Below are 24,361 nucleotides of genomic sequence, written 5' to 3' on the forward strand. Positions count from 1 at the left end.
GACAGGCGTTGACAATCCGTCCGCCGGTCTGCCGGTGTCAACGGGCGTCAACGCCTGTCAACGGGCCTCGTTGACACCCGCACACCCGCCTCTACCTGCGGAAACGCCCGCGTGTCAGCGGATTGTCAACGTGTCAACGCTTCCCGGCCCCTTCCCGCCCGCTGACCCGTCCGTCGGTGGGTCGAAACGGCCCGCTGAGAGCGCCGGAGACGTTCCGGCCTTACTCCTAACACCCGGACGCCTTGGATCTTGCGTCTACGGCGCTCTCAGCGGACCGCCCTGCGCCGTTCTGCGGCGATGTCTCCCTGTTCCTCTACAAGTGACCCGATCCGACCGAAAGGCGCTCTGCGTGCGAATCAGGCTGCACGGCACACCCGCTGAAACAGCCGCAGCACTGGCCGCCATCGCCGAAGTGCTGCACATCCGCCACGTCTCCCGGCCCTACCCCGACCACCGATCCCCGATGTTCCAGCGCATCTACCTCGACGCCACCCCGAGGGAGGACACCCGCCGATGACTGCCCGCAGCACCCCCGCCGGCAACCTGCTCACCCTCGCCGAAGTCCTGGACGAACTCCGCGTACCCCGCTCCACCTTCTTTCGCTGGAAGGCCACCGGCCGCGCACCCCGAACCATCAAGTACCCCAACGGAAGCCTCTACGTCCGCCGTCGCGACCTGGACAACTGGCTCAACGATCACGAGGAGGCCGCTTGAGCAGCTACGACGTGCGCATTCACGCGATCCTGACCAACGAACTATCGGGACGGAAAAAGTCGTACACAGTCCGATGGAAGGTCGCTGGCAAGCCGTTCCGGCACACCTACGCCACTCGGGCGCTCGCCGAAAGCTTTCGGTCGAAGCTGGTGGTTGCTCAGCGCGAGGGAACCGCTTTCGATGAGAAGTCCGGGCTACCGGAACCGATGGCACGGAAACTGAACAGCCGGAATTGGTACGACCTCGCCGTTGCGTTCGTGGATATGAAGTGGCCGCGTGCCGCCGCAACCCAGCGCAAGAGCATCGCCGATGCGCTCACCACGGTCACGCTCGCCCTGCTTGCCACGTCACGTGGCACACCGGACGACGCCGAGATTCGGCACGCTCTCTACACGTGGACCTTCAACAAGTTGCAGCGCGACCGCGACAAGGGCCAACCACCGGAAAAGCTTTCGCCGGCCGTCTGCTGGCTCATGGCGAACACGCTGCCGCTGTCGGAAGTGGCGAACCCGGCCACCATCCGAAAGGCGCTCGACGCGCTCACGGTCCGGATCGACGGCGGCCCGGCCGCAGCAAACACGGTTGCGAGGAAACGGGCCGTCTTCTACAGCGCCTTGAAGTACGCCGTTGAGCTTCGCTACCTCGACGCACACCCCATGGATTTCATTCAGTGGCGAGCGCCGAAGAACACCGATCAGGTCGACCGGAAGGTGGTGGTAAATCCCGAGCAAGCCCGTTCCCTACTCTCGGCAGTACGGAAACGCGATCCGCACTTGGAAGGCTTCTTCGCCTGCATGTACTTCGCCGCGCTCCGGCCCTCCGAGGTAATCCACCTACGCGCCGACGAATGCGAGCTACCCGAAAGCGGGTGGGGCTGGCTTCATCTCAGCGGCTCAACGCAACAGGTGGGCGAGGATTGGAGCGATAGCGGCCGGTCGCTGGAAGATCGGGAGTTGAAGCACCGGGCGAAGAAGGCGACCCGCGACGTTCCGGCCTGCCCGGAGCTGGTCCGCATCCTGCGGCATCACGTACGGGAGCACTGCCGGGACGCCAACGGCCGGATGTTCAACGCCGCTGGTGCGCGACCGGCCCCGGTGTCCAAGAGCACCTATCTGCGTGCCTGGCGACAGGCACGCGAGGCAGCGTTGACGCCGGCTCAGCAGCGCTCACCACTGGCGCACCGGCCGTACGACCTGCGGCACGCTGCCGTCTCGCTCTGGCTCAACGCCGGAGTGCCGGCTACCCAGGTCGCGCAATGGGCCGGACACAGCGTGCACGTGCTGTTGAAGGTCTACGCCTCGTGCATCGACGGCCAGGACGAAGCCGCCCGGAAGCGGATCGAGGGAGCGCTAGGCACCGACGACCAGGCCGGGAATGCGCCGGGTGACGCCGACACGTAAACGACACGACCAGTGAGACGCGGCGGCACCGGGCGAGACAAAGTGAGACTGGTTCACCATCTATAAGTGCGCCCCCTGATCAGCGTTCGCGCTGGTCAGGGGGCGTTTTTGCTGTCCAGGTGAGCGGAGGGTGTGGGATTCGAACCCACGAAGACATCGCTGCCTTACCGGTTTTCAAGACCAGCGCCATCGGCCACTAGGCGAACCCTCCCGGACGCGTCCCAACGGGTACGCGACCGTGCCTAGTCTGCCACGGACCGCATAACGGACGAGCCCCCGTCCCACCCTCGCTGACAGGATGTCGGCATGTGGAACACCCCGGCGGTGGTGCTGATCACCGGAATCATGGCGGCCGGCAAGTCCACTGTGGCCGAGCTGCTGGCCCGGCGGCTGCCCCGGTCGGTGCACGTACGTGGGGACGTGTTCCGGCGGATGATCGTCGGCGGGCGGGCCGCGATGACGGCGCAGCTCTCGGACGAGGCCCGGCGGCAGCTCCGGCTCCGCTACGACCTCGCCGCGTCGACCGCGGACCGGTACGCCGCCGAGGGCTTCACCGTCGTCCTCCAGGACATCGTAATCGGCCCGGAGCTGCCGGCGATGGTGGAAAGGCTCCGGCACCGGCCGCTCGCGGTGGTGGTGCTCGCGCCCCGCGCCGAGGTGGTCGCCGCCCGTGAGCGGCTCCGGCCCAAGCAGGGGTACGGGGACTGGCCGGTCGCCGACCTGGACGCCGGGTTCCGGGCCGACACGCCCCGGATCGGGCTCTGGCTGGACACCTCGGCACAGACACCCGAGGAGACGGTGGACGAGATCGTGAGCCGGGCGTGGACGGCGGGGCGGATCGGGTAAGACTGGGCCATGCGCGCGATCACGATCCCGGAACCCGGCGGACCGGAGGCCCTCGTCTGGGCGGAGGTGCCCGACCCCGAGCCCGGCCCGGACGAGGTGCTGATCGACGTGCGGGCGAGCGCGGTCAACCGGGCGGACCTGCTGCAACGGCAGGGACACTACCCGCCGCCGCCGGGTGCGCCGGCGTACCCGGGGTTGGAGTGCTCCGGGGTGATCGCCGCGGTCGGCGCCGAGGTGACCGCCTGGGGGGTCGGGCAGGAGGTCTGCGCGCTGCTGGCCGGCGGCGGGTACGCCGAACGGGTGGCCGTGCCGGCCGGGCAGGTGCTGCCGGTGCCGGCCGGGATGGCCGTGGTCGACGCCGCGGCGCTGCCGGAGGTGGCCTGCACGGTCTGGTCGAACGTGGTCCGGCTCGCCGGGCTGACGAAGGGCGAGACGCTGCTGGTGCACGGCGGGGGCAGCGGGATCGGCACGTTCGCCGTCCAGCTCGGCGCGGCCCTCGGCGCGACCGTCGTGGTGACCGCCCGGGCGGCGAAGCACGCGCGGCTGCGCGAGCTGGGTGCCGCGCACACCATCGACTACCGGGAGCAGGACTTCGTCGAGGAGGTCCGTCGGGTCACCGCCGGCCGGGGTGCCGATGTCGTCCTGGACATCATGGGTGCCGCTTACCTGTCCCGGAACGTGGCGGCGCTGGCCACCGGCGGCCGGCTCGTGGTCATCGGCATGCAGGGCGGCCGGAATGGCGAGCTGGACCTGGGCCTGCTGCTCGCGAAGCGGGCTTCCGTGCACGCCACGGCGCTGCGCTCCCGCCCGCCCGAGGAGAAGGCGGAGATCGTCCGGGGCGTACGCGAGCAGGTGTGGCCGCTGGTCGAGGCGGGGATGATCCAGCCGGTCGTGGACCGCCGGGTGCCGATGACCGACGCGGCGGAGGCTCATCGCGTGGTGGAGGCGAACCAGCACGTGGGCAAGGTGCTGCTGATCCGGTGACCCGTCAGGCCGGCGCCGGGGCGCCGTCGGCGCGAGGCAGCACCAGCCGGGCGCCGGGGCCCTCGGCGGAGAGCGAGTCGTCCGGGTTGTAGAGGGTGCAGCGCTGCAACGACAGGCAGCCGCAGCCGATGCAGCCGTCCAGGTCGTCGCGGAGCTTGCCGAGCAGCCGGATCTTCTCGTCCAGCCGGTCCCGCCAGGCGCGGGAGAGCGCGGCCCAGTCCTCCGGGGTGGGGTTACGCGCGGACGGCAGCGAGTCCAGCGCTTCCCGGATCTCCTCCAGGGAGACGCCGACCTGCTGGGAGATCCGGACGAACGCCACCCGGCGCAGCTCGGTGCGGGCGTACCGACGCTGGTTGCCGCCGGTCCGATGGGACCGGATCAGCCCGAGCCGCTCGTAGTAGCGCAGCGCGGAGGGAGCCACCCCGCTGCGGGCGGAGAGCTGTCCGATGGTGAGTGCTTCGTGCATCACAGAGCTTCCTACATCACACGCGCTTGAGTTGAAGTGCGCTTCAACTCCGAGGCTAGCGGTATGACGACGACGACCGCCACCGAGCCCGCCGCGCTGCGGGCGCTGCTCGACCGGGTACGGGCGGGGCGCGAGTTCAGCGCGAACGTGTACTCGACGCTGGACGTGCTCCAGGTGCTCTACGACCGGGTGCTCCGGATCACCCCGGCGACCGTGGACGACCCCGACCGGGACCGCTTCCTGCTCTCCAAGGGGCACGCGGTCGCCGGCTACTACGCCCTGCTCGCCGCCAAGGGCTTCGTGCCGGTGGAGTGGCTGGACGACCAGGGCGGTCCGGACAGCCGCCTCGGCGACCACCCGGACCGCCTGCTGGTGCCCGGGGTGGAGATCGGCTCCGGGTCGCTCGGCCACGGGCTGGGTCTGGGCGTGGGCACCGCGCTCGGGCTGCGGGCCCAGGGCCGGTTCGACCCCCGGGTGTACGTGCTGCTCGGCGACGCCGAGCTGGACGAGGGCTCCAACCACGAGGCGATCGCGTACGCCGGGGCGACCGGGCTGGCCAAGCTGACCGCGATCGTGCTGGACAACCGATCGGCCAGCCACGGCTGGCCGGGCGGGGTGGCCAGCCGGTTCACCGTCAACGGATGGAGCGCCGCGACCGTGGCCGGCCGGGACCACGAGGCCCTGCACACCGCCCTCACCGGGCACGACAACCACCGGCCGCACGTCGTCGTCGCGGTCGTCACCGACGGAGAGTGACCATGCGCGAGAACTTCGTGGCCACGGCCACCGCCCTGCTCGACGACCCCCGGACCACCATCGTCCTGGCCGACATCTCCGCCGCGGCGTTCGCCCCGGCCGCCGAGCGCCACCCGGAGCGGGTCATCAACGTCGGCATCCGGGAGCAGCTCATGGTGGGGGTGGCGGGTGGGCTCGCGCTCACCGGGCAGCGCCCGATCGTGCACAGCTACGCGCCGTTCCTCGTCGAGCGGGCGTACGAGCAGATCAAGCTGGATCTCGACCACCAGGGGGTCGGGGCGGTGCTGGTCAGCGTCGGCGCGTCGTACGACCGGGCGGCGGCGGGCCGCACCCATCTCGGCCCGGCGGACGTGGCGCTGATCGACACGTTGCACGACTGGACGGTGCACGTGCCCGGCCACCGGGACGAGGTGCCCGGGGTGCTGCGGCACGTGGTGTGCGGCCAGGATTCGGCGTACGTGCGGTTGTCGGCGCGGAGCAACGCGCGGGCGTACCCGGACGCGGGTGACCTGCGGGTGGTCCGGGACGCCGGGCCGGGCGCGCCGCTGCTGGTGGCGGTCGGCCCGGTGCTGGACCAGGCGCTCGCGGCGGTCGCCGACCGGCCGGTCACCGTGGCGTACACCCATCGACCCCGGCCGTTCGACGCCGCCGGCCTGCGGGCCCTGGCGGACACTGAGGTGATCGTGGTCGAGCCGTACCTGGCAGGCACCTCGGCCCGGGTGGTCGGCGCGGCGCTGGCCGACCGGCCACACCGGCTGCTCACCCTCGGGGTGGGCCGGCAGGAGCTGCGCCGCTACGGCACGCCCGAGGACCACGACCGCTGGCACGGCCTGGACGCGGCCGGTCTGCGCCGCTCGATCGACGCGTTCCTCGCCCCGACCCCGGTCAGTGCCTGAGCCACCCCGGAATACGCAGACGGCGGCATCCCACCCGGGATGCCGCCGTCCTGTCGATCGGGGGCCGGTACGGCGTCAGTTCACGGCGACGCTGGTCGGGCGACGCCGGGCGCGCTCACGGGCGAGGATCCAGATGGCCTCGACGCCGTCCTTCCAGGTGATCTTCTTGCCCTCCTCGCGGCCCCGCGCCCGATAGCTGATCGGCACCTCGTAGGGGCGGATGCGCTGGCGGAGCAGCTTGCCGGTGACCTCGGCCTCCATGCCGAAGCCACGGGACCGGACCTGGAGCGAGCGGTACAGCTCCAGCGGCATCAGCTTGAAGCAGGTCTCCAGGTCGCCGATGTACGAGTTGAACAGCACGTTGGCCGCCATCGTGACGCCCTTGTTGCCCATCACGTACCAGAAGCTGTAGGCACTGTGGCTGCCGAAGGTCCGGTTGCCGTAGACCACCGTCGCCCGGCCGTCGAGCACCGGTTCGAGCAGCCGGGGGATGTCCTGCGGGTCGTACTCGAGGTCGGCGTCGAGGATGACCATGTATTCACCCTCGGCGCTGTCCACGGCGGTCTTGATCGCCGCGCCCTTGCCGGCATTGCGCTGATGGGTGATCACCCGTAGCCGCGCGTCGTCCATCCGGCCGAGCACCTCGCCGGTGCCGTCCCGGCTGCCGTCGTCCACCACGACGAGCTCGATCTCGCACGGGTAGTCCACCGCCAATGCCTGCTTGAGGGCATCCGCGATGCGTTCTTCCTCGTTGTAGACCGGCATGAGGATCGAGAGCTTCACGGGTTCTCCACGGTGGCTACGGTAAGTCGGCCCTAGCGTAACCCGGTTGGTCGTCGAGGTCACCAGAGCATGGCCCAGAGTCGGTGGGGTGTCTCCACCGCTCGCCCCGGAAGTTTCGCGCACCCGGCCCGCCCGATGTGTCGGAATAGTTCCCTTCCGCAGTCGGCCGCAAGGCTTCCGAGACGTATTCACATATCGCCTCCCCCCGGTTACCTTCGGGTAACTCAATCGACGTCCCACGATTGAGTGGAAAGGAGTGCGTCGATGCTTGGCACCCCCACCAGGCGCGGACGGACGACCCGGCGGCGGGCCATTGCCGTCCTGTCCGCCGCCGCCCTCGCCCTACCGATGCTGGTCGGACCGGCCGCCCCCGCAGCCGCCGCCGACCGGCCCGCCGTCCAGCCGCTACCCGCGGCCCTCGAAGCCGTCCGCGCCGCCGAGGCCACCGCCCTCTACGGTTCCCCCGCCATCCGGCCGCTGGAACAGCGACGGACCGCCCTGATCACCATGGGCGACAGCGAGATCTCCGGCGAGGGAGTCGGCAACTACGTGCCCGGCACCCACCAGGACGGCAACTGGTGCGACCGCTCGTACGACCAGGCGGTCTTCCGTACCGGCATCCCGGCTGACGAGAAGTACAACCTGGCCTGCTCGGGCGCCACCCCGTGGAACCTGATCGCCGGCGGCCCGACCCAGCACAACGAGCTCAACCAGGGCGACTACCTGGCGATCAAGGCGCGCAACACGAACGTCAAGCTGATCTGGGTGGTCGTCGGCGCGAACGGCGACGGCACCATCCAGTTCGGACCGGTCGCCACCGACTGCGCGATCCGCCGGGTCTTCTTCCAGGGCGCGTGCTGGCCGACGTACACCGACCAGTGGACGATCCGCACCGACGGCAGCCGGGCGGCGGTCGAGGCGGCGCTCAACTCCATCCGGCAGACCATGACCTCCGCCGGCTACCTGCGCTCCGACTACGAGCTGGTGCTGATGTCGTACCCGAGCCCGGGCAGCCCGGACGTGGAGGACAACCCGAACTTCCCCGGCTGGTACTCCGGCGGCTGCCTGCTCTACCTGGCCGACGCGGCGTTCGCCCGGAACAAGGCCGTGCCGCTCTTCGAGTCCGCGCTGCGCACGGCGGCGGCCAACACCGGCACCCGATACCTGGACGCCAGCCGGCTCTTCCACGGCCACGAGGTCTGCACCGACAACACCTCGGTCCGCGGTCTCTACATCGAGATCGGCATCTGGGACGAGAACGCCGCCCGGCAGTCGTTCCACCCCAACTACCGGGGGCACGGCATGTTCGCCCAGTGCGTCACACAGTTCTGGAACTCGGGCCAGGAGCGGGCGACCTGCGTCGACCCGGCCAGCACCGGGCAGGGCGTGCTGGTCAACGGGCTGCTGGAGTTCAAGCAGCTCCGCAACGTCGCCACCGGCACCTGTGTGGACGGCAAGGGGTACGACTCACGCAACAACACGGTCCAGCAGTCGTACGGCTGCCACGGCGGACGTAACCAGGGCTTCTGGTACGACCCGACGCGGCAGTCGCTGCACTCCGAGCTGTCCCACGACCGCTGCCTGGACGTGACGGGCGGCTCGCTGACCGCCAACACCACGGTCAACAGCTACGACTGCAACGGCGGGCCCAACCAGAAGTTCGTCTTCGCCGGCAACCAGCTCAAGCCGGCCGGCACGACCAACCTCTGCGTCGCCTTCGACAGCCCGTTGCTGGGCACCCCACGGCTGCGGCTGGCCACCTGCTCCACGAGCACCCGCCAGCAGTGGTCCTTCGAGTCCCGCTCGTACGCCAACCCGGTCGGCTACGGCCACTCCGACTTCATCGGCTCCCGGGTCTACTGAACGGATCGCCGGGGCCGGCCGCCATCGCGTCGGCCCCGGCGACCCGCCTCACCCCTGCTTGAACGGCACCACGATCAGCCGGGCCACGCCGTTGTCGCCATCCTTGGCCCCGGCGACGCCGACCGTCGTACCGGCCCTGATGTCGCTGGACCGGACGGTCCTCCGGCGCTCGACGACCCGCAGCTTGTCGTCGAAGGTCCAGGTCATCGTGAAGCCGTCGGTGGACTTCACGGTCATCTCCCGGTCGTCGACGGCGGTCACCTGGCCGCGCTGCACCACGACGGTCTTCGTACCGCCGTCCCGGGTCTGCACCACGACCTCGCCGTGCAGGGTGTTCTGGCGCAGCAGCACCCGGGCCCGGTGCCGCTTCCGCCAATCCTGCGCGCGGTCGCCCTGCTGGTCCGGGCCGGTCTGGGCGTCGGCCGAGGCCGAGGGTGCCGGGGCGGCGACCGGTTCGACGTCCAGGTCGGCGGCGTCGAGGCCGAGCGCGGCGAGCGCCTGGCCGTCCGCCCCCATGGCGGCGGCCACCTCGACCGCGGACTCCTTCGCCGTGTCCTCCGCGCGTGGGGCGGGGCCGCAGCCGGCCAGGCCGAGCGCGGTCGCCGCGAGCAGCGCGGTGACGCCGGTGACGATTCCCTGACGTGCCATCGGTTGTCCTCTCTCGTCCGTGGTGCCGTCAGCGTGCCCCGGTCAGGCGAGCGGATGGTCAGCCCGATGTTCGGGTCAGGTAAGGATCACCGGGCAGCCGGACGGTGAAGGCCGCGCCGCCCTCCGGCGCGTGCCCGGCCGCGATGTCGCCGCCGAGCCGGCGGACCAGGCCGGCGGCGAGGGCCAGCCCCAGGCCGCTGCCCACCTTGCGCACCCCCCGGTACCGCTGGTGCAGCGCCCCGCGCTCGAACGCCACCGCCAGGTCGTCGTCGGTGAAGCCGGGTCCGCCGTCGCGGACCTCGACGACGCCGCCCGCGCCCGGGTCCGCGCCGGCCGGCCGGACCGCGAGCACGATCGGCGCCCCCGGGGGTACGACCCGCAGCGCGTTCTCCAGCAGCCCATCCACCACCTGCCGGATCCGTCCGGGATCGGTGTACGCGGGCACCGGCCCGCCCGGCGTCTCCACCCGGAACGGCACCCCGACCGCCGCGCACCGGTCGGACCAGGTCCGTTCGGCGTCAACGGCCAGCCGGGTCAGGTCGACCGGACCCGGTTCCAGCGGGAAGTCGGCGGCCTCCAGCCGGGCCAGCGCGAGCAGGTCGCTGACCAGCCGGTCCAGGTGCTCGGCCTCGGCGAGCATGGTCCGTCCCGTCCCCGGCACCGCGTCCGCCTCGATCACCCCGTCGGCGAGCGCCTCGGCGTATCCCCGGATCGCGGTGAGCGGGGTACGCAGCTCGTGCGAGACCGAGAGCAGGAACTCCCGCTGCCGCCCTTCACTGGTGGCCAGCGCGGCGGCCAGCCCGTTCAGCGCGTACGCCAGGTCGGCCACCTCGTCCGGCGGCTCGATCGGCACCCGGACCGCCCGGTCACCGGCGCGCAGCCGGGCGGCGGCGGTGGCCGCGGTACGGATCGGCCGGGCCAGCCGGCGGGCCAGCAGCAGACCGGCGGCCACCCCGGCGGCGAGCCCGGCGAGCAGCGGCAACCAGAGGCCGCGCAGCACCTGCCGCCAGGGCCCGCTGGTGGCCCGGGTCAGCACCACCCCGTCGCCGCCGGACAGCGCCCGGCCTTCGACCAGGGTCCGTTCGCCGTCCACCAGCCGCCGGCCCGAGACGTTGCGGCCGGCCGCCACCCGGGTCACCACCGGCCGGGGCAGGCCGGGGCGGTCCGGTTGGCCGGCGCGGATCAGGTAGACCTCGATGTTCTGCTGGCCGAGCTGGCGGATCAGCCGCTCCCCGACGCCGTCCCGCCGGCTCACCGCGCGGACGCGGAGCACGTCGGCAGCGAGCCGGGCCTGGGCGGCCAGCGCCTCCTGGTCGCGCCGTTCGGCACCGCGGACCGCCAGCGGGACCGCGACGAGCGCGGTGACCACCACCGACACCAGCGCCACCGCGCAGGTGACCAGCACCGCGCGGGCGGTCAGAGTACGGCCGAACCGGCCCCGCTGCCGGGCGGGCGACGGGTGGGCCGTCCCGACCGGCGGTGACGGTACGGGCGGCTCAGGCATCGGCCGCGTACCCGACACCGCGGTGGGTCCGGATCACGCTGGCCGGGCCGAGCTTGGCCCGGACCTGCGCCACGTGCACGTCCACGGTCCGGGTACCGGCGTGCGCGGCGTACCCCCAGACGCCGGCCAGCAGTTCCTCCCGGGTGAACACCCGGCCGGGCCGGGCCATCAGGTGCGCGAGCAGGTCGAACTCGGTGGAGGTGAGCTGGACCGCCGTGCCGGCGGCGGTGACCGTCCGGCGGGCCGGGTCGAGGGTGACCGCGCCGACCACCCGGGGCCGCTCGGCCCCGGCGGGCGCACCGGCCGCGCGGCGCAGCACCGCCCGGACCCGGGCGACCAGTTCGCGCGGGCTGAACGGCTTGGTCACGTAGTCGTCCGCGCCCAGTTCCAGGCCGACGATCCGGTCGACCTCGTCGTCCCGGGCGGTGAGGAAGATGACCGGCGTCCAGTCGCCGGCCTCGCGCAGCCGCCGGCAGACCTCGGTACCGGCCAGGCCGGGCAGCGCGATGTCCAGCACGCAGGCCACCGGGCGCAGCCGACGCGCGGCGGCCAGCCCGGCCACGCCGTCCCGTTCCAGGTGTACGCCGAACCCGTCGCGGGTCAGATAGAGCCGGACCAGGTCGGCGATGGCCGGCTCGTCCTCCACCACGAGAACGAGCCCGCGCTGCGCGGCGTCGGCGGTCACCGGCCCATGATTACCGAACGGTGGCCGCCGGCAGCGTCAGGGGAGTGTTCGGATTCGGTAAGGAGCCGGTGGGCGACCCCTTCGGGGCCGGTCGGCCTAGCGCACCCGCGCGGGGCGGAACGCGGCCGGCCGGGCGCCGACCGGCAGTTCGCCGATGGTGGCGACCAGCCGCTCCGCGGGCGTCCGGAGTCGGGTCCGGAAGGCGTGGTTGAGCAGGGTGTCGACCTGCCACACCTGCTTCGGGTGGTGGGTACGGATGAGGAACCGCTCGCGTACCCCGTCGATCGCGGTGGCCGCCAGCTCGACGCTCTGCGACCGGGGGTCGGGGCTCCAGGTGACGTTGCTCAGCTCACGCAGTTCGGTGTTGAGGTGCAGGCGCAGCCGGTGCAGCACCCGGGTCTGCTGGGTGACCACCAGGCGGCGGTGGGTGAGGAGCATCAGGTAGTCGCCGCCGATCGGGTGCTCGGGGCGGCTGCAGCGGGTGACCAGGATCGGGGCGTCGCCGTTGCCGACGCACCGACGGAAGATCGGCATGTGCCGACTGACGGTCTGGGTCGCCAGGCCGGTCTCGGCGGCGGCCGGAAGGAACGTTCGCGAGAACACGTCCATGCAAGATGCAACGAGCATGTGAGCGGGGGTGATATGGGTCACTCCCGATTTCTGGAACTTCCACCCGTGCAAATCGCACCCACGGTCCGACATTCCGGGGCGGGCGAGAGGATCCGGCGGCTCAGAGCAGCTCGACGATGGTGGCGTTGGCCATGCCGCCGCCCTCGCACATGGTCTGCAGGCCGTAGCGGATCCCGTTGTCCCGCATGTGCTGGAGCATGGTGGTCATGATCCGGGCGCCGGACCCGCCGAGCGGATGGCCCAGGGCGATCGCCCCGCCGCGCGGATTGAGCCGCTCCGGGTCCGCCTCGGTCTCCGCCAGCCAGGCCAGCGGCACCGGGGCGAACGCCTCGTTCACCTCGTACACGCCGATCTCCTCGATGCCCAGCCCCGCGCGGCGCAGCGCCTTCGCGGTGGCGGGGATGGGGGCGGTGAGCATGGTGACCGGGTCGTCCGCGGCGACCACGGCGGTGTGTACGCGGGCCAGCGGGCGCAGGCCGTGCCGGCTGGCCCACTCGCTGGTGGTGACGGCGAGCGCCGCCGCCCCGTCGGAGATCTGCGACGCGGACCCGGCGGTGACCACGCCGTCGGCCTTGAACGGGGTGGCCAGCTCGCCGAGCTTGGCCAGCGTGGTGTCCCGCCGGATGCCCTCGTCGGCGATGAACTTGCCGCCGTCGGCCAGCGGCACCGGGGCCAACTCGGGGTCGAACGCGCCCGCGTCCTGCGCGGCGGCGGCCTTCTCGTGGCTGGCCAGCGCGTACTCGTCGAGCTGGGCCCGGGAGAAATGCCACCGCTGGGCGATCAGCTCGGCGCCGACGCCCTGGTTGAACGGGAGCGGACTGCCCTCGGCGACACCCTCGACGCCCCGGTAGCGCTCCAGAATCGCCCCGCTGAACGGCATCCCGCCGGCCACGCTGGAGCCCATCGGCACCCGGGTCATCGACTCCACCCCACCGGCGACCACCAGATCGGCCTGGCCGGATACGACGGTGGCGGCGGCGAAGTGCAGCGCCTGCTGGCTCGACCCGCACTGCCGGTCGAGGGTGGTGCCGGGGACCGACTCGGGCCAGCCGGAGGCGAGGACGGCGTTGCGCGCGACGTTCCAGGACTGCTCACCGACCTGGGACACGCAGCCCCAGACCACGTCGTCGACCTGGCCGGGGTCGATCCCGGTCCGCTCGGCGAGGGCACGCAGCACGTGTGCCGAGAGGTCGACCGGATGCACGCCGGCGAGACTGCCCTTGCGCCGCCCGACCGGGGTGCGTACCGCACCGACGATGACCGCGTCACTCATGTCTACTCCCCGGTAACCTCGGCTTGCCTCGATCCTACGTGCTGACCCGGCCGGCCGTCCTCCCCCGTTCCCCGGCCGTCGCGCCCGGCGTACGGGCGGCTGGCATGCTGGGGCGGTGATTCCACAGTCGCCCCCGGCCCGGCAGTGGCGGGTGCCGCCCGTCCTACTGGTGGCCAAGCTGCTCGGAGCGGTCGTCCTGGTCGCCCTGGGCCTGCTCTTCGCCGAAGGTGACCGGGTCCGGGTCGCGCTCGCCGGGCTGGCTGCCGCCGGGCTCGCCGGCTGGGCCCTGCGTGACCTGGTCGCGCCGGTCCGGCTGGCCGTCGACGCCGAGGGGATCACCGTACGCCAGGGCTTCGCCGGCTGGCGGCGGCTGCCCTGGCCCGCCGTGGAGGCGATCCGGGTGGAACGGCGTACCCGGCGCGGGCTCACCGCCGAGACGCTGGAGATCGACGCGGGCGAGTCGCTGCACCTGTTCGGCCGGTACGACCTGGACGCGCCGCTGGACGAGGTCGCCGAGGCGCTGCACGCCGCCCGCGCCGCCACCGGCTGACGGTCGCGACGCCGGGAGTGGCGCGACCGGTCCGCGCCGGCCGGCTCAGCCGACCAGCATCCCGGTCCGGACCAGGACCAGCCCGAGCAGCGCCACCAGCAGGATCGCCCCGCCCGCCGCCTGGAACATGGTCCGCCGCATCCGTGGGGCGTACGCCAGGACCAGGGCCATCAGCGCGCCGGTGAACAGGCCGCCCAGGTGGCCGGCGACGGAGATGTTCGGCACGGTGAAGGTGAAGATCAGGTTGATCACCAGGATCGGCACGATCGCCGAGGTGTCCCGGCCCAGCCGGCGCATGATCACGAAGATCGCGGCGAAGAGGCCGAAGATGGCGGTCGACGCGCCCGCCGTGGTTTGGTTGACCGGGCTGAACAGGTAGGCCGCGACGTTGCCGCCCAGCCCGGCGATCAGATAGAGCGCCAGGAAGCGCAGCGGACCGAGCACCGCCTCCAGGGTCCGGCCGAGCACCCAGAGCCCCCACATGTTGAGCAGCAGGTGCGGCAGGCCGAAGTGCAGGAACATCGCGGTGAACAGGCGGTACCACTCCCCGTCGGCGACCCCGCCGACGGTGCCGTCCGAGAAGCGGGCCAGGCCGAGCACGGCACCCCAGTCGGTCAGCGGCGTGGCGCCGCCGAACAGGCCGCCGAAGCCGGAGCCGCCGGCGGCCGCGGCCCCGTTCCGGGCCGAGGCGATGGAGATGACCATGACCAGCACGTTCAGCGCGATCAGGGTCTTCGTGACGTAGCCCTCGCGGCCGGCGGCACCGCCACCGAAGGCGGTACGCGCCGGCCGCACGCTACGGCGCCCCTCGCTGACGCACTCCGGGCACTGGTGCCCGACCGAGGCGCTTCGCATGCACTCAGGGCAGATCGGCCGGTCGCACCGGGTGCACCGGACGTACGTCTCCCGGTCGGGGTGCCGGTAGCAGACCGGAGTGGTCGGCACCGGCCCGCCGGTGGCGTCACCTGCCTGCCCGGAGCGCTCAGTCATGCGAGCAAAGGTACCTGCCGCTCGCTCACGCCGCCGCCACGCACCGCGCCACGGCGGCGCGAGGCACCACGCTGCTGAGCCGAACGGTGGTCTCGCTCACGCCGGGGTGCGCTCGATCTCGACGCGCTCGATGACCACGTCCTGGAGCGGCCGGTCGCTCGGGCCGGTGGGGGTGTTCGCGATCGAGTCGACCACCTTCGCGGACTGCTCGTCGGCCACGTGGCCGAAGATGGTGTGCCGGTTGTTCAGGTGCGGGGTCGGCGAGACCGTGATGAAGAACTGCGAGCCGTTGGTGCCCGGCCCGGCGTTCGCCATGGCCAGCAGGTACGGCCGGTCGAAGCGCAGCTCAGGGTGGAACTCGTCGGCGAACTTGTAGCCCGGGCCACCGCGACCGGTGCCGGTCGGGTCACCCATCTGGACCATGAAACCGCTGATCACGCGGTGCGAGATGGTGCCGTCGTAGTACGGCCCGCTGCCCGGCTGGCCGGTGCGCGGGTCGATGTACTCCCGGTTGCCCTCGGCCAGCTCGACGAAGTTGCGGACGGTCTTGGGCGCGTGGTTCGGGAAGAGCTCCAGCCGGATCGGGCCGGCGTTGGTGTGCAAGGTGGCGTAGACAGCCTCGGCCACGGGTACTCCTCACTTGTCGGTCAGTTCCATGCGGATCCTCCCATGTGCCCGATCTGGCCATGCGAAGGCATCCGAAGGTGGAGGATGACGAAGGAACAACTCGCCAGGAGGTGGGACCGTGTTTGGAATCGGGCGGCGTAGAACCCAGGGGCAGCTCGCGATGACCGAGCTGAACCAGGGCATCGGTCACCTGAGGCAGGCCGCGGCGTACGCGGCGAAGGGTGCCGGCACCAGGGTCGGCCCACGGGTCCAGGCAGCCCGGGGTGCCGTCGTACCCGCCGCGGTCATGGTCCGGGACCGGGCGTCGAGCGGCCTCGCCTCGACGGTCGCGGCGCTCACGCCGCTGGTCCTGGCCATGCGCGAGGCCGGGGCCGAGGCCGCGGGCAGGTCGGCGGCCGGCCGGAAGGCCGCCGCGAAACAGGCCGCGGTGAGCCGGAAGGCGAAGGCCAAGAACCTCAGGGCCGCCAGAAAGAAGCAGAAGAGGCACTCGGCGGGCCGGATGGCCGGCCTGCTGGCCGCCGGCACCGTCGCCGGACTGGCCGGTGCGATGGCCATGCGCCGCCGCCGCGAGCAGCAGGAGTGGGCCGAGTACGACATGGCCGGCCGGCTGGCGCCGATGCACGAGGACGTCGACACCATCGTGGTGGAGACGCCCGACCCGAGCGCGAAGGTGACCCAGGCCACCGGTGCCGGCAGCTCGGCGGTGGCCGGGGGCGGCAGCGCCGCCACCGCCACGTCCGGCAGCCAGCCGGTGATCAAGCCGACCGACCAGGTGCCCTCGGTCGCCGAGGGTGCCCGGGACACCTCCGGCCGTCCGGCGGCCGACGTCAGCAAGGCGCTGAACAACGGGAAGAACACCGCCAAGACCACCGGTCGCCGCTGACGCCACCGGGTCCGGAAAGCGCCGGCACGTGGGTACTCCCGCGGCCGGCGCTCCCGTTCACGGGTACGGAGCGGGGGCGGTGGCGGCTACAGCCAGCCGTTGCGGCGGAACCACCGGTAGAGGGCCAGCGAGATGGCGAGCATGACCGCCAGCACGACCGGATAGCCGTAGGTCATCCGCAGCTCGGGCATGTTGTCGAAGTTCATGCCGTAGATGCCGGCGATCGCGGTCCACACCGCGCCGATCGCGGCCCACGCGGCGATCTTGCGCATGTCGTTGTTCTGGTCGACGGTGACCTGGGCCAGCCGCGCCTGCAGGATCGAGTTGAGCAGATCGTCGTACGAGTTGACCTGCTCGACGGTCCGGCTCAGGTGGTCCTGCACGTCCCGGAAGTAGCGCCGGACCTCCTGCGGCACCTCCCGGTTGACCTGCGAGGTGAGGGTGAGCAGCGGGCGCTGAAGGGGCGTCACCGCCCGCTTGAACTCGACCAGCTCCCGCTTCATCTGGTAGATCCGCGGGATCCGCCCGCTGCCCTGTCGGTCGAAGACGTCGGCCTCCAGCACGTCCAGGTCGTCCTCCAGCCGGTCGGCGACCTCCAGGTAGAGGTCCACCACCCGGTCCGTGATCGCGTACGCGACCGCCCACGGGCCGTGCTCCAGCAGCTCCCGCTTCGCCTCCAGGTCGGCCCGGACCGGCGCGAGCCGGCAGGCGTCCCCGTGCCGGACGCTGATCAGGAAGTTCGGCCCGATGAAGAGCATCACCTGACCGGTCTCGACCACCTCGGAGTTCTCGGTCAGCTCGGTGTGCTCGCAGTAGCGGGCGGTCCGGAGCACCAGGAAGGCCACGTCCCCGAAGCGCTCCAGCTTGGGCCGCTGCTCGGCCTTGACCGCGTCCTCCACGGCCAGCTCGTGCAGGCCGAAGGTGGCCGCGATCTCGGTCATCTCGTCCAGCCCCGGCTCGTGCAGACCGAGCCAGACGAAGGCGTTCCGCTGCCGGCCGGCCGCCGTCAGGGCGTCGGCGTAGTGCCACTCGCCGGGCTGGCGCTCACCGTCGACGTACAGGCCGCAGTCGACGACGCCGCTGCGACCGGGGCGGGTCGGCTCGGGCGCACCCGGGGAGCCGTCGGCGTTGAGGATGCGGGACATGGCGCGTACCGGTGCCGCCCAGGCCCGTGGCCTGAGCACCCGGCCGCCGTTCTGTCCGGCAGTGCGATCGCGTGCCACCCGGTCCGTCATCTCGCCCCCCTCCCCACGATGCTGCGGCTTGCAGGTTACGCCGATCGGGGCGAATCGCAGCGCGAGCGAGCGGCGGAGCGGCGGCACGACTGCGACGGCCACCACACGCACGGACGGTGGCGGCGCGACGGTCGTCACCCGCCCGGGTGGTGCCGGGCGGGCCGGCCGCGTCAGGGGGGTGAGGGGCGACACGGCCCACCCGGCACCGTTGGGGGCGGGAGTTGTGCTGCGCGCGCCGGCGGCCCCGGCGGGGGCGGCGGAGGCTCCCCGGACGGCGGACCCGTCGCCAGGAAGGCGAACGGCGCTCGCAGCATTGTGAGCCGTCGGCCGGCCCAGCGGGAGGGCTGAACCGGCCGACATCGCATTATTGTCGGAAACCCGACAGAAAATCAGGCGCGAACGGCCGCCATCGCCTCGGCCAGCCGCCGGACCCCCTCGTCGATCCGGTCCGCGGTCACCGCGGAGAACGCCAACCGCAGCGCGTGCCGGCCGCCGTCCAACAGGAAGTCGCTGCCCTTGACCACCGCGACGCCACGCTCAGCGGCGGCCGGGGCGAGCCGGTCCACCTCGACGTCCTCCGGCAGTTCCACCCAGAGGAAGTAGCCGCCGTCCGGCTCGACGAAGCGGGCCTCGGGGATGTGCCGGCGCAGCGACTCGGCGAGCACCGCGGCCCGCTCGCCGAGGGCGGAGCGCACGGTGTGGATGGACCGCTGGATGTCCCCGGATACGCAGAACTGGTGCACGATCGCCTCGGAGACCATGCCGGGCGAGATGTAGAGGCTGGTCGCCTTCTTGGCGATCGCGGCGATCAACTCGGCCGGGCCGACCAGGTAGCCGACCCGGACACCCGGGCAGACCGTCTTGGTGAAGCTGGAGGCGTGCACCACCACGCCCCGGGTGTCCATCGACAGCATCGACGGCAGCGGCTCGCCCCGGAACCGGATGTCCGCGTACGGGTCGTCCTCGAAGATGGTGAAGTCGTACTCGGCGGCCAGGTCAAGCAGCTCTCGGCGCTTCTCCAGGGACAGGGTCACGCCGGCCGGGTTCTGGTAGTTCGGGATGACGTGGGCCAGCCGCGGCCGGACCCCCGACTCCAGCAGCTTGCGCAGCTCGGCGGTGTCCAGACCGTCGGGCTGGATCGTCACGCCGTGGATCTCGCTGCCCATCTGCTGGAGGTTGAGCAGGGTCCGGTCGTACGTCGGGCGCTCGACCACCACCGCGTCGCCCCGGCGGACCAGGTGGTCGAAGAGGAATGCGTCGGCCTGGAGGGAGCCGTTGGTGATCAGCACCTGGTCGGCCTCGACACCGTGCTTCTCCGCGATCCACCGACGCAGGGGCGGGTAACCGACGGAGGTGCCGTACGCCGTGATCCCGGCGGGATCGGCATCGAAGGCACGGACGGCGGCGGCCTTGAGCCCCTCGACATCGACGATGTCCAGCGAGGGAGCGCCACGGGCGAAGGAGATCAGTTGCTCGGCGGTCATGCGCACGAGCCTAGGGCCTGGTACGGCCGGTCCGACCGGCATACACGCGAAGTTCAACATGCGGGCGGTCGATCCGTCCGACCGGGCCCACGAAGATCCGAAAGGGGCTCACGAGCGGTCCACCCTTCCGCCCGCGAGCTGTCCGCCTTCCGACGGATGGTGGCGCCGCGACCACCGGCCGTCGAAGGATTACGGATCCGGTGGACCCAGGAGACAGGTGGTGAGGCACGTGGCCCAGGACGGGACCGATCGACTCGACGACCAGGCCTTCGCGGAGTGGCTGGCCGGACGGGCGGGCGCGGCGCTGACCGCGCTGCGGGACCAGCAGGGCTTCGCCGACCCGGCCGCGCTCAAGGACGCCGGCGACCGTCGGTCGCACGAGCTGCTGACGACCGCCCTGGGCCGCTGGCGGCCGGCGGACGCGGTTCTCTCCGAGGAGCAGGCCGACGCGCGGCGGGCCTGGTCGGCCGGGGAACGCGCGGACCGGCTCGACGCGGAACGGGTCTGGATCATCGACCCGCTCGACGGCACTCGGGAGTTCTCCGAGGCCGGCCGGACGGACTGGGCGGTGCACGTGGCGCTCTGGCGGCGTTCGGCCGGGCCGGACGGTGGGCTGGTCGCGGGCGCGGTCGGCATGCCGGCTCGCACCACGCTGGACGGTGGTCAGCTCGTCCTCGGCACCGGCTGCCCGACCCCGCCGCCGGCGGACGGGCCGATCCGGATCGCGGTGAGCCGCAGCCGCCCACCGGCCTTCGTCGACGAGCTGGTCCAGTTGCTCGACGCCCAGGCGGTGCCGATGGGTTCCGCCGGGGTGAAGGTGTGCGCGGTGGTGACCGGCGAGGTCGACGCGTACGTCCACGCGGGCGGCCAGTACGAGTGGGACAGTGCCGCTCCGGTAGCGGTGGCCCTGGGCGCCGGGATGCACGCCTCCCGGATCGACGGCTCGCCGCTGCGCTACAACCGGGCCGACCCGCGCCTGCCCGACCTGCTGGTCTGCCGCCCGGACCTGGCCGACCCGCTGCTCGACGCGATCGCCCGGACCGGGGTCGAGATGCCCGCTTCGGCCGTCACCGGCAGCCCCGGCCAGGCGTTCGGCTGAGTGTCGCGGTAAGCACAGCCCGGGGTGAGCGGGGAATAGTGTCGGGCGAAGCACCGCCGACCTGCGCCCACGACGGGCCACCAGCCAGGGAGGGTCATGCCGGCCGAACGAGACCAGCAGCACGCCTTCGGGCAGCCGACCGGCCTCTGGCCGGGCCAGGACATCCCACGCCAGCAGGGCGAGTCCGCCCTGCCGTGGCCGGAGGCCGCGCCGCCGGTGCCGCCGGTCGAGGCCCGCTCCCGGTTGCCCTGGCCCGAGGCCGGGCCCGTCGCCACCGACCTCGACCAGCCGTCGGCCGCCGGCCCGGCCGGGGCGGCGCGGGAACCCGACGAGGCCGGGGCGGTTCCGCCCGCCGCCGGCAGCCCCGACCAGCCGCCGCCGCCCTCGGCCGCGCCGGTTCCCACCCCCTCCGGCGGTCGTCGCCCGCGCTGGCGGCTGGTCGTCGCCGCGGCGGTCACGCTGGCGGTGGCGAGCGGCGGGGTCGCCGTGGCGACGCTACGCCCGGATTCCACCGACCGGCCGGGCGGCGCGTCGCCGCAGGCCGAGCGGCCGTCGCCGACCAGCGCCCCGACCGGCGCGCCCGCTCCCGGCACCGCCACTCCGGGCGCCGACGCGGGGCTCGGCGGCCGGCCGTCCGGCTCGCCGTCGGCCTCCGCCGGCTCGACTCCGGGTTTCACGGGTACGCGGCTGACGCTGCCCGGCGCGTCCATCGGCGTGCAGACCGGGGAGAACTTCGGCCAGGCGCTGGCCCGCTCCGACCGCACCTTCGGTCGGCTGCGGATGGCCCGGATCTTCTTCCCCGGACTCCCGCCGGCCTGGAAGGGCAGCCGGGCCGACGTCGTCGACCGGACCGTGGTGGTGTCGTTCAAGGCCTCCCCGGAGGAGATCAACTCCGGCCGGCACGACTCCCGGCTGGCCTCCTGGTTCGCCTCGATCCCACGGGAGAACAACGTCTACTGGTCGTACTTCCACGAGCCGGAGGACGACGTCGAGCGCGGCGCGTTCACGCCGGAGGCGTACAAGACGGCCTGGCGCCGGATCGCCGGCCTGGCCGACCGGGCGGACAACCCCAAGCTGATCAACACGCTCATCCTGATGTGCTGGACGCTCGACCCGAAGTCCGGGCGGAGCTTCGACTCCTTCTACCCGGGTGACGACGTGATCGAGACGCTCGGCTGGGACTGCTACAACTGGGGCGCCAAGTGGAAGCGGTACGCGCCCCCGCAGGAGATCTACGGCCGCATGATCAGCAAGTCCCGGGAGCTGGGCAAGCCGTGGGGCGTGGCGGAGACCGGCAGCGACCTGGTGCCCGGCGATTCCGGCGCCGGGCGGGCGCAGTGGATCCGCTCGATGACCGGCTACCTCAACCAGCAGCGGCCGGAGTTCGTGGCCTACTACAACCAGGTGGTCAGCCAGGGCGACTTCCGTCTGCTGGACCAGCCGAGCATCCAGGCGTGGAAGTCCTTCTGCACGGCCTGAGCGCGAAACGCACGGTGGGGGCGGGCGACCCGGCTGGTCGCCCGCCCCCACCGGGTACGCCTCAGATGCCCCGGCCGCGCTTGTGCAGGGTGCGCAGCACCCGGTCGGCGTGCACGGCCCGGCTCGCCACCGCCAGGGCCAGGTAGGCACGCGGCTCGCGGGGGTTACGGGCCAGCGTGCGCCGGGCCCAGCGGAGGGCGTCCCGCCGGTTGCCCATGGCGGCCTGCGCGAAGGCGATCTGGCCGGCCACCCGGGCCTCGCCGTGCGGCACGGTGGCGAACTCCGGGTACCGCCGCAGCAGCCACTGCAACGCGGTCGAGATGGTCTCCCACCGCTGCGCGAAGTACGACCGCTTGTGCCAGCGGACCAGCACGTACGGGCTGTCCACGTTGACCAGCGGGGCGTACCGGGCGGCCCGGAGCAGAAACTCGTAGTCCTCCGCGTAGCTGCCCGGGATCTGCTCGTCGACCAGCCCGATCGCGTCGACCAGCGCGGCCCGGCGGATCAGGAACGTGGACGGATGCAGCTCGGTGAGCCGGTCGCGGAGCAGCGCCTCCAGCGACACCCGGGACCGGGCCAGCGAGCGGTCCACCGTCCGGTCGTCGTAGCTGACCCGGATGCCGCAGCTCACCAGCGCGCCGTCCGGGTGCACGTCGAGCGCGCCGAGCTGCGCCGCGAGCTTGCCGGGCAGCCACTCGTCGTCGTCGTCGCAGAACGCGACCAGGTCACCGGTGGCCGCCTCGATGCCGGTGTTGCGCGCCCCGGCCAGCCCCGGCGAACGGGTGTTGGTGACGACCCGGACCCGCCGGTCGCCGCGGTCCAGTTCGAGGGACCGGTCCGGCTCGGACTGGTCGTACACCACGATGGCCTCGATCAGCCCCGGATGGGCCTGGCCGATGATCGCGTCGAGCGCCGCGCGCAGCAGCTCCGGACGGTCCCGCGTCGGCACGACGACGGAGATGCTCGGACCACTCAAGACGCCTCCACGGAATCGGATCCCCGCTGGCCCAGGTAGCCGTAGCGGACTCGGAAGGGCAGCGTGGCCAGGCTGACCACGGCACGGCTGCCCCGAGGCAGCCGGGTACGCCACGCCTCGTCCCGCCGGACGGTCAGCGGACCCTTGCTGAACCGCAGCGGGTTGCCGGCGATGCTGTGCGCCCGGGCCGCCGACGGTGTCGGCGAGGGGTCGGTGAGGATGCGCAGCGCCTCCGGATCGTCCGGCAGCCCGGCGAACTCGCGGAGCCGGCGTACGGTCCGCACCGGGTCGGCGGTGAAGTCCTCGTAGCGCAGGCGGAGCACCTGCGCACGGGAGGCGAGCAGGTGGAACGCGGCGTTCTGCGCGGTCCACAGCTTGCTCACCTCCAACGGGGAGAAGGTGGGCATGAAGTCCTCGCCGTCGACCACCTCGGGCCGGCGTACCTGCTTGCCCCAGGAGTACGCCACCGCCCGGCTGTCCCGGACCAGGTGCAGCACCCGCAGGTCCAGCCCCTCGGCCCAGCGCAGCGCGAAGGCGAGCGAGGCGTGCTTGCTGGAGTCGACCACCACCCGGGCCCCGGTGACCGCCAGGGCCGCCCGGTAGATCCGGGTGTAGCGGGAGGCGTACTCCCGGACGTCGGCGAGTTGCTCCGGCGACAGGGAACTCTTCGCCAGCCGGGGGATGTGCCGGGTGCGGTCGACCCGGTCCTTGAGCGCCAGCACCTCGTCCCGGTCGACGCTGGACCAGCCACCGAACGCGACCTCGCCCACCTGCCGCCAGAACGGGCAGCCGGTGAAGCGCTCGCCGCAGCCGCACCGCTCGTCGGCGCCGAGCGCCCGCTCCCAGAGGTGGACCACCTCGCCGACGGCGCACACGTCCGCGTTCTGGGCCAGGAGCAGCTCCAACAGGGTGGAGCCGCTGCGGCCGAGGCCGCCGACGAAGAGGACCCGCGGGTTGTCCGTCACCGCCGCCGCCCTCCGGCACGCTGGCGTACCCGGCGGGCCACCAGGTCGTCGATCACCCGACCCACCCGGGCCACCGCCTCGGCCCGCGGGTCGGGCCGGTCCCGGTCCGCGGCCAGGGTGAAGCGGTACGGGTCGGCCAGCCCCTCGTCGAGGGCGGCCACCAACTCGGCCTCGGACTCACAGAGTCGGACCATGCCGGCCGCCCCGAGCCGCCGGGAGAAAAGCTGCTGGTGGTTGTCGACGTGCTCGTCGTGGGCCGGGTCCCGGGGCACCACGATCGGCAGGTGACTGGTGCGGCGGGCCTCGGTGATGGTGGCCGGCCCGCCGTGGCTCACCACGAGCGTGGCCTCGGCCATCGCCCGCTGCAACTCCTCGTGGCCGAGAAACGGCCTGGCCTCGGGCAGGCGCGGGGTGCGGCTGTGGCCGTACTGGAGGACGACGCGGACCGTGGGCCGGCCGGCGTGCCAGCGCTCCAGCCAGTCCACCAGCCGGTCGAACCGGTGCACGTCGGTGCCGACCACGGCCAGCACGTACGGCGTCGCGTCGCGGCCCTCCCGCTGCCCAGGAACGAGCACACTCACTGTGCCCCCTTCGTTCGCGACTGCGGGGCTCGCAGAACCGGCTC

Annotated in this window: 25 protein-coding genes, 1 tRNA gene and 1 pseudogene; 12 read left to right on the forward strand and 15 right to left on the reverse strand. The window is 72.6% G+C overall.

Annotated features, from left to right (window positions below; all coding sequences use genetic code 11):
• Positions 1-349: 349 nt before the first annotated feature.
• The 3 genes from GA0070621_RS30140 to GA0070621_RS22705 are packed head-to-tail and all read left to right on the forward strand — an operon-like array spanning position 350 to position 2,114.
• Entirely contained in the window at positions 350-517 is a 168-nt protein-coding gene (locus GA0070621_RS30140) for a hypothetical protein (RefSeq protein WP_167667172.1), read from the forward strand.
• Positions 514-714 (forward strand): helix-turn-helix transcriptional regulator, encoded by a 201-nt coding sequence (locus GA0070621_RS22700; protein WP_091199482.1) that lies wholly within the window; start codon positions 514-516, stop codon positions 712-714. The genes GA0070621_RS30140 and GA0070621_RS22700 overlap by 4 nt, the downstream gene beginning before the upstream one ends.
• The gene (locus GA0070621_RS22705) at positions 711-2,114 is read left to right on the forward strand and encodes a tyrosine-type recombinase/integrase (protein ID WP_091199484.1); all 1,404 of its coding nucleotides are present in this window, start codon (positions 711-713) and stop codon (positions 2,112-2,114) included. The genes GA0070621_RS22700 and GA0070621_RS22705 overlap by 4 nt, the downstream gene beginning before the upstream one ends.
• A gap of 124 nt (positions 2,115-2,238) precedes the next feature.
• Here GA0070621_RS22705 and GA0070621_RS22710 read toward each other — a convergent pair.
• Positions 2,239-2,325 (reverse strand) — tRNA-Ser (locus GA0070621_RS22710).
• 95 nt (positions 2,326-2,420) lie between these two features.
• Here GA0070621_RS22710 and GA0070621_RS22715 point away from each other — a divergent pair.
• On the forward strand, positions 2,421-2,960 hold the full coding sequence (locus GA0070621_RS22715; protein WP_091199486.1) for an AAA family ATPase: 540 nt from the start codon (positions 2,421-2,423) through the stop codon (positions 2,958-2,960).
• Positions 2,961-2,969: 9 nt separating this feature from the next.
• A complete protein-coding gene (locus GA0070621_RS22720; protein WP_091199487.1) occupies positions 2,970-3,944 on the forward strand; it encodes an NAD(P)H-quinone oxidoreductase in 975 nt (324 codons plus the stop codon).
• 4 nt (positions 3,945-3,948) lie between these two features.
• Here GA0070621_RS22720 and soxR read toward each other — a convergent pair whose 3' ends face one another.
• A complete protein-coding gene (gene soxR / locus GA0070621_RS22725) occupies positions 3,949-4,410 on the reverse strand; it encodes a redox-sensitive transcriptional activator SoxR (RefSeq protein ID WP_091199489.1) in 462 nt (153 codons plus the stop codon).
• Positions 4,411-4,473: 63 nt separating this feature from the next.
• Between soxR and GA0070621_RS22730 the strand changes: the two genes are divergently transcribed.
• Positions 4,474-5,166: a transketolase gene (locus tag GA0070621_RS22730; protein WP_091199491.1), complete on the forward strand. Its 693-nt coding sequence runs from the start codon at positions 4,474-4,476 to the stop codon at positions 5,164-5,166.
• A 2-nt stretch (positions 5,167-5,168) separates the two neighbouring features.
• Entirely contained in the window at positions 5,169-6,062 is an 894-nt protein-coding gene (locus GA0070621_RS22735) for a transketolase family protein (protein WP_091199494.1), read from the forward strand.
• A 75-nt stretch (positions 6,063-6,137) separates the two neighbouring features.
• On the opposite strand, the gene GA0070621_RS22740 is transcribed toward GA0070621_RS22735, so the two are convergent.
• Positions 6,138-6,845 carry a glycosyltransferase family 2 protein gene (locus GA0070621_RS22740; RefSeq protein ID WP_091199497.1) on the reverse strand — a complete coding sequence of 236 codons (708 nt, stop codon included), beginning with the start codon at positions 6,843-6,845 and terminating at the stop codon, positions 6,138-6,140.
• 264 nt (positions 6,846-7,109) lie between these two features.
• Between GA0070621_RS22740 and GA0070621_RS22745 the strand changes: the two genes are divergently transcribed.
• A complete protein-coding gene (locus GA0070621_RS22745) occupies positions 7,110-8,708 on the forward strand; it encodes a ricin-type beta-trefoil lectin domain protein (RefSeq protein ID WP_091199498.1) in 1,599 nt (532 codons plus the stop codon).
• A 48-nt stretch (positions 8,709-8,756) separates the two neighbouring features.
• Here the strand turns inward: GA0070621_RS22745 and GA0070621_RS22750 are convergent, their stop codons facing one another.
• The 5 genes from GA0070621_RS22750 to GA0070621_RS22770 form a co-directional block, all read right to left on the reverse strand.
• On the reverse strand, positions 8,757-9,356 hold the full coding sequence (locus GA0070621_RS22750) for a hypothetical protein (RefSeq protein ID WP_091199500.1): 600 nt from the start codon (positions 9,354-9,356) through the stop codon (positions 8,757-8,759).
• Between the two features lie 58 nt (positions 9,357-9,414).
• A complete protein-coding gene (locus GA0070621_RS22755; RefSeq protein ID WP_091202744.1) occupies positions 9,415-10,860 on the reverse strand; it encodes a sensor histidine kinase in 1,446 nt (481 codons plus the stop codon).
• Positions 10,853-11,545, reverse strand: coding sequence for a response regulator transcription factor (locus tag GA0070621_RS22760; RefSeq protein WP_091199502.1), 693 nt, complete (start codon positions 11,543-11,545; stop codon positions 10,853-10,855). The genes GA0070621_RS22755 and GA0070621_RS22760 overlap by 8 nt, the downstream gene beginning before the upstream one ends.
• Positions 11,546-11,641: 96 nt before the next feature.
• Positions 11,642-12,154, reverse strand: coding sequence for a hypothetical protein (locus tag GA0070621_RS22765; protein WP_091199504.1), 513 nt, complete (start codon positions 12,152-12,154; stop codon positions 11,642-11,644).
• A gap of 121 nt (positions 12,155-12,275) precedes the next feature.
• A complete protein-coding gene (locus GA0070621_RS22770) occupies positions 12,276-13,448 on the reverse strand; it encodes a thiolase family protein (protein ID WP_091199505.1) in 1,173 nt (390 codons plus the stop codon).
• A 115-nt stretch (positions 13,449-13,563) separates the two neighbouring features.
• On the opposite strand from GA0070621_RS22770, the gene GA0070621_RS22775 reads away from it, so the two are divergent.
• On the forward strand, positions 13,564-13,998 hold the full coding sequence (locus tag GA0070621_RS22775) for a PH domain-containing protein (RefSeq protein ID WP_167667174.1): 435 nt from the start codon (positions 13,564-13,566) through the stop codon (positions 13,996-13,998).
• Between the two features lie 45 nt (positions 13,999-14,043).
• On the opposite strand, the gene GA0070621_RS22780 is transcribed toward GA0070621_RS22775, so the two are convergent.
• Complete coding sequence (locus tag GA0070621_RS22780) at positions 14,044-14,988, reverse strand: rhomboid family intramembrane serine protease (protein WP_091199509.1); 945 nt, start codon at positions 14,986-14,988, stop codon at positions 14,044-14,046.
• A 96-nt stretch (positions 14,989-15,084) separates the two neighbouring features.
• Entirely contained in the window at positions 15,085-15,615 is a 531-nt protein-coding gene (locus GA0070621_RS22785; protein ID WP_091199511.1) for a peptidylprolyl isomerase, read from the reverse strand.
• Between the two features lie 84 nt (positions 15,616-15,699).
• Between GA0070621_RS22785 and GA0070621_RS22790 the strand changes: the two are divergent.
• Positions 15,700-16,498: pseudogene (locus GA0070621_RS22790) on the forward strand (hypothetical protein).
• An 86-nt stretch (positions 16,499-16,584) separates the two neighbouring features.
• On the opposite strand, the gene corA reads toward GA0070621_RS22790, so the two are convergent.
• Complete coding sequence (gene corA / locus GA0070621_RS22795) at positions 16,585-17,733, reverse strand: magnesium/cobalt transporter CorA (RefSeq protein ID WP_091202745.1); 1,149 nt, start codon at positions 17,731-17,733, stop codon at positions 16,585-16,587.
• Between the two features lie 389 nt (positions 17,734-18,122).
• On the reverse strand, positions 18,123-19,217 hold the full coding sequence (locus tag GA0070621_RS22800; protein WP_091199514.1) for an aminotransferase-like domain-containing protein: 1,095 nt from the start codon (positions 19,215-19,217) through the stop codon (positions 18,123-18,125).
• Positions 19,218-19,437: 220 nt separating this feature from the next.
• Here GA0070621_RS22800 and GA0070621_RS22805 point away from each other — a divergent pair, with 220 nt between their 5' ends.
• Both GA0070621_RS22805 and GA0070621_RS22810 read left to right on the forward strand, forming a co-directional pair.
• The gene (locus tag GA0070621_RS22805; RefSeq protein ID WP_231921094.1) at positions 19,438-20,316 is read left to right on the forward strand and encodes a 3'(2'),5'-bisphosphate nucleotidase CysQ; all 879 of its coding nucleotides are present in this window, start codon (positions 19,438-19,440) and stop codon (positions 20,314-20,316) included.
• Positions 20,317-20,412: 96 nt separating this feature from the next.
• Positions 20,413-21,795 carry a hypothetical protein gene (locus GA0070621_RS22810; RefSeq protein WP_091199517.1) on the forward strand — a complete coding sequence of 461 codons (1,383 nt, stop codon included), beginning with the start codon at positions 20,413-20,415 and terminating at the stop codon, positions 21,793-21,795.
• Positions 21,796-21,856: 61 nt separating this feature from the next.
• On the opposite strand, the gene GA0070621_RS22815 is transcribed toward GA0070621_RS22810, so the two are convergent.
• From GA0070621_RS22815 to GA0070621_RS22825, 3 genes are read right to left on the reverse strand one after another with little or no spacing between them, the layout of a single operon-like run.
• Positions 21,857-22,771 carry a glycosyltransferase family 2 protein gene (locus GA0070621_RS22815; RefSeq protein ID WP_091199518.1) on the reverse strand — a complete coding sequence of 305 codons (915 nt, stop codon included), beginning with the start codon at positions 22,769-22,771 and terminating at the stop codon, positions 21,857-21,859.
• Complete coding sequence (locus tag GA0070621_RS22820; protein WP_091199521.1) at positions 22,768-23,736, reverse strand: sulfotransferase family protein; 969 nt, start codon at positions 23,734-23,736, stop codon at positions 22,768-22,770. The genes GA0070621_RS22815 and GA0070621_RS22820 overlap by 4 nt, the downstream gene beginning before the upstream one ends.
• Positions 23,733-24,317 (reverse strand): glycosyltransferase, encoded by a 585-nt coding sequence (locus GA0070621_RS22825; RefSeq protein WP_167667178.1) that lies wholly within the window; start codon positions 24,315-24,317, stop codon positions 23,733-23,735. Before GA0070621_RS22825 ends, GA0070621_RS22820 begins: the two co-directional genes overlap by 4 nt.
• Positions 24,318-24,361 lie beyond the last annotated feature (44 nt).

This window comes from Micromonospora narathiwatensis, assembly GCF_900089605.1.
Taxonomy (GTDB): domain Bacteria; phylum Actinomycetota; class Actinomycetes; order Mycobacteriales; family Micromonosporaceae; genus Micromonospora; species Micromonospora narathiwatensis.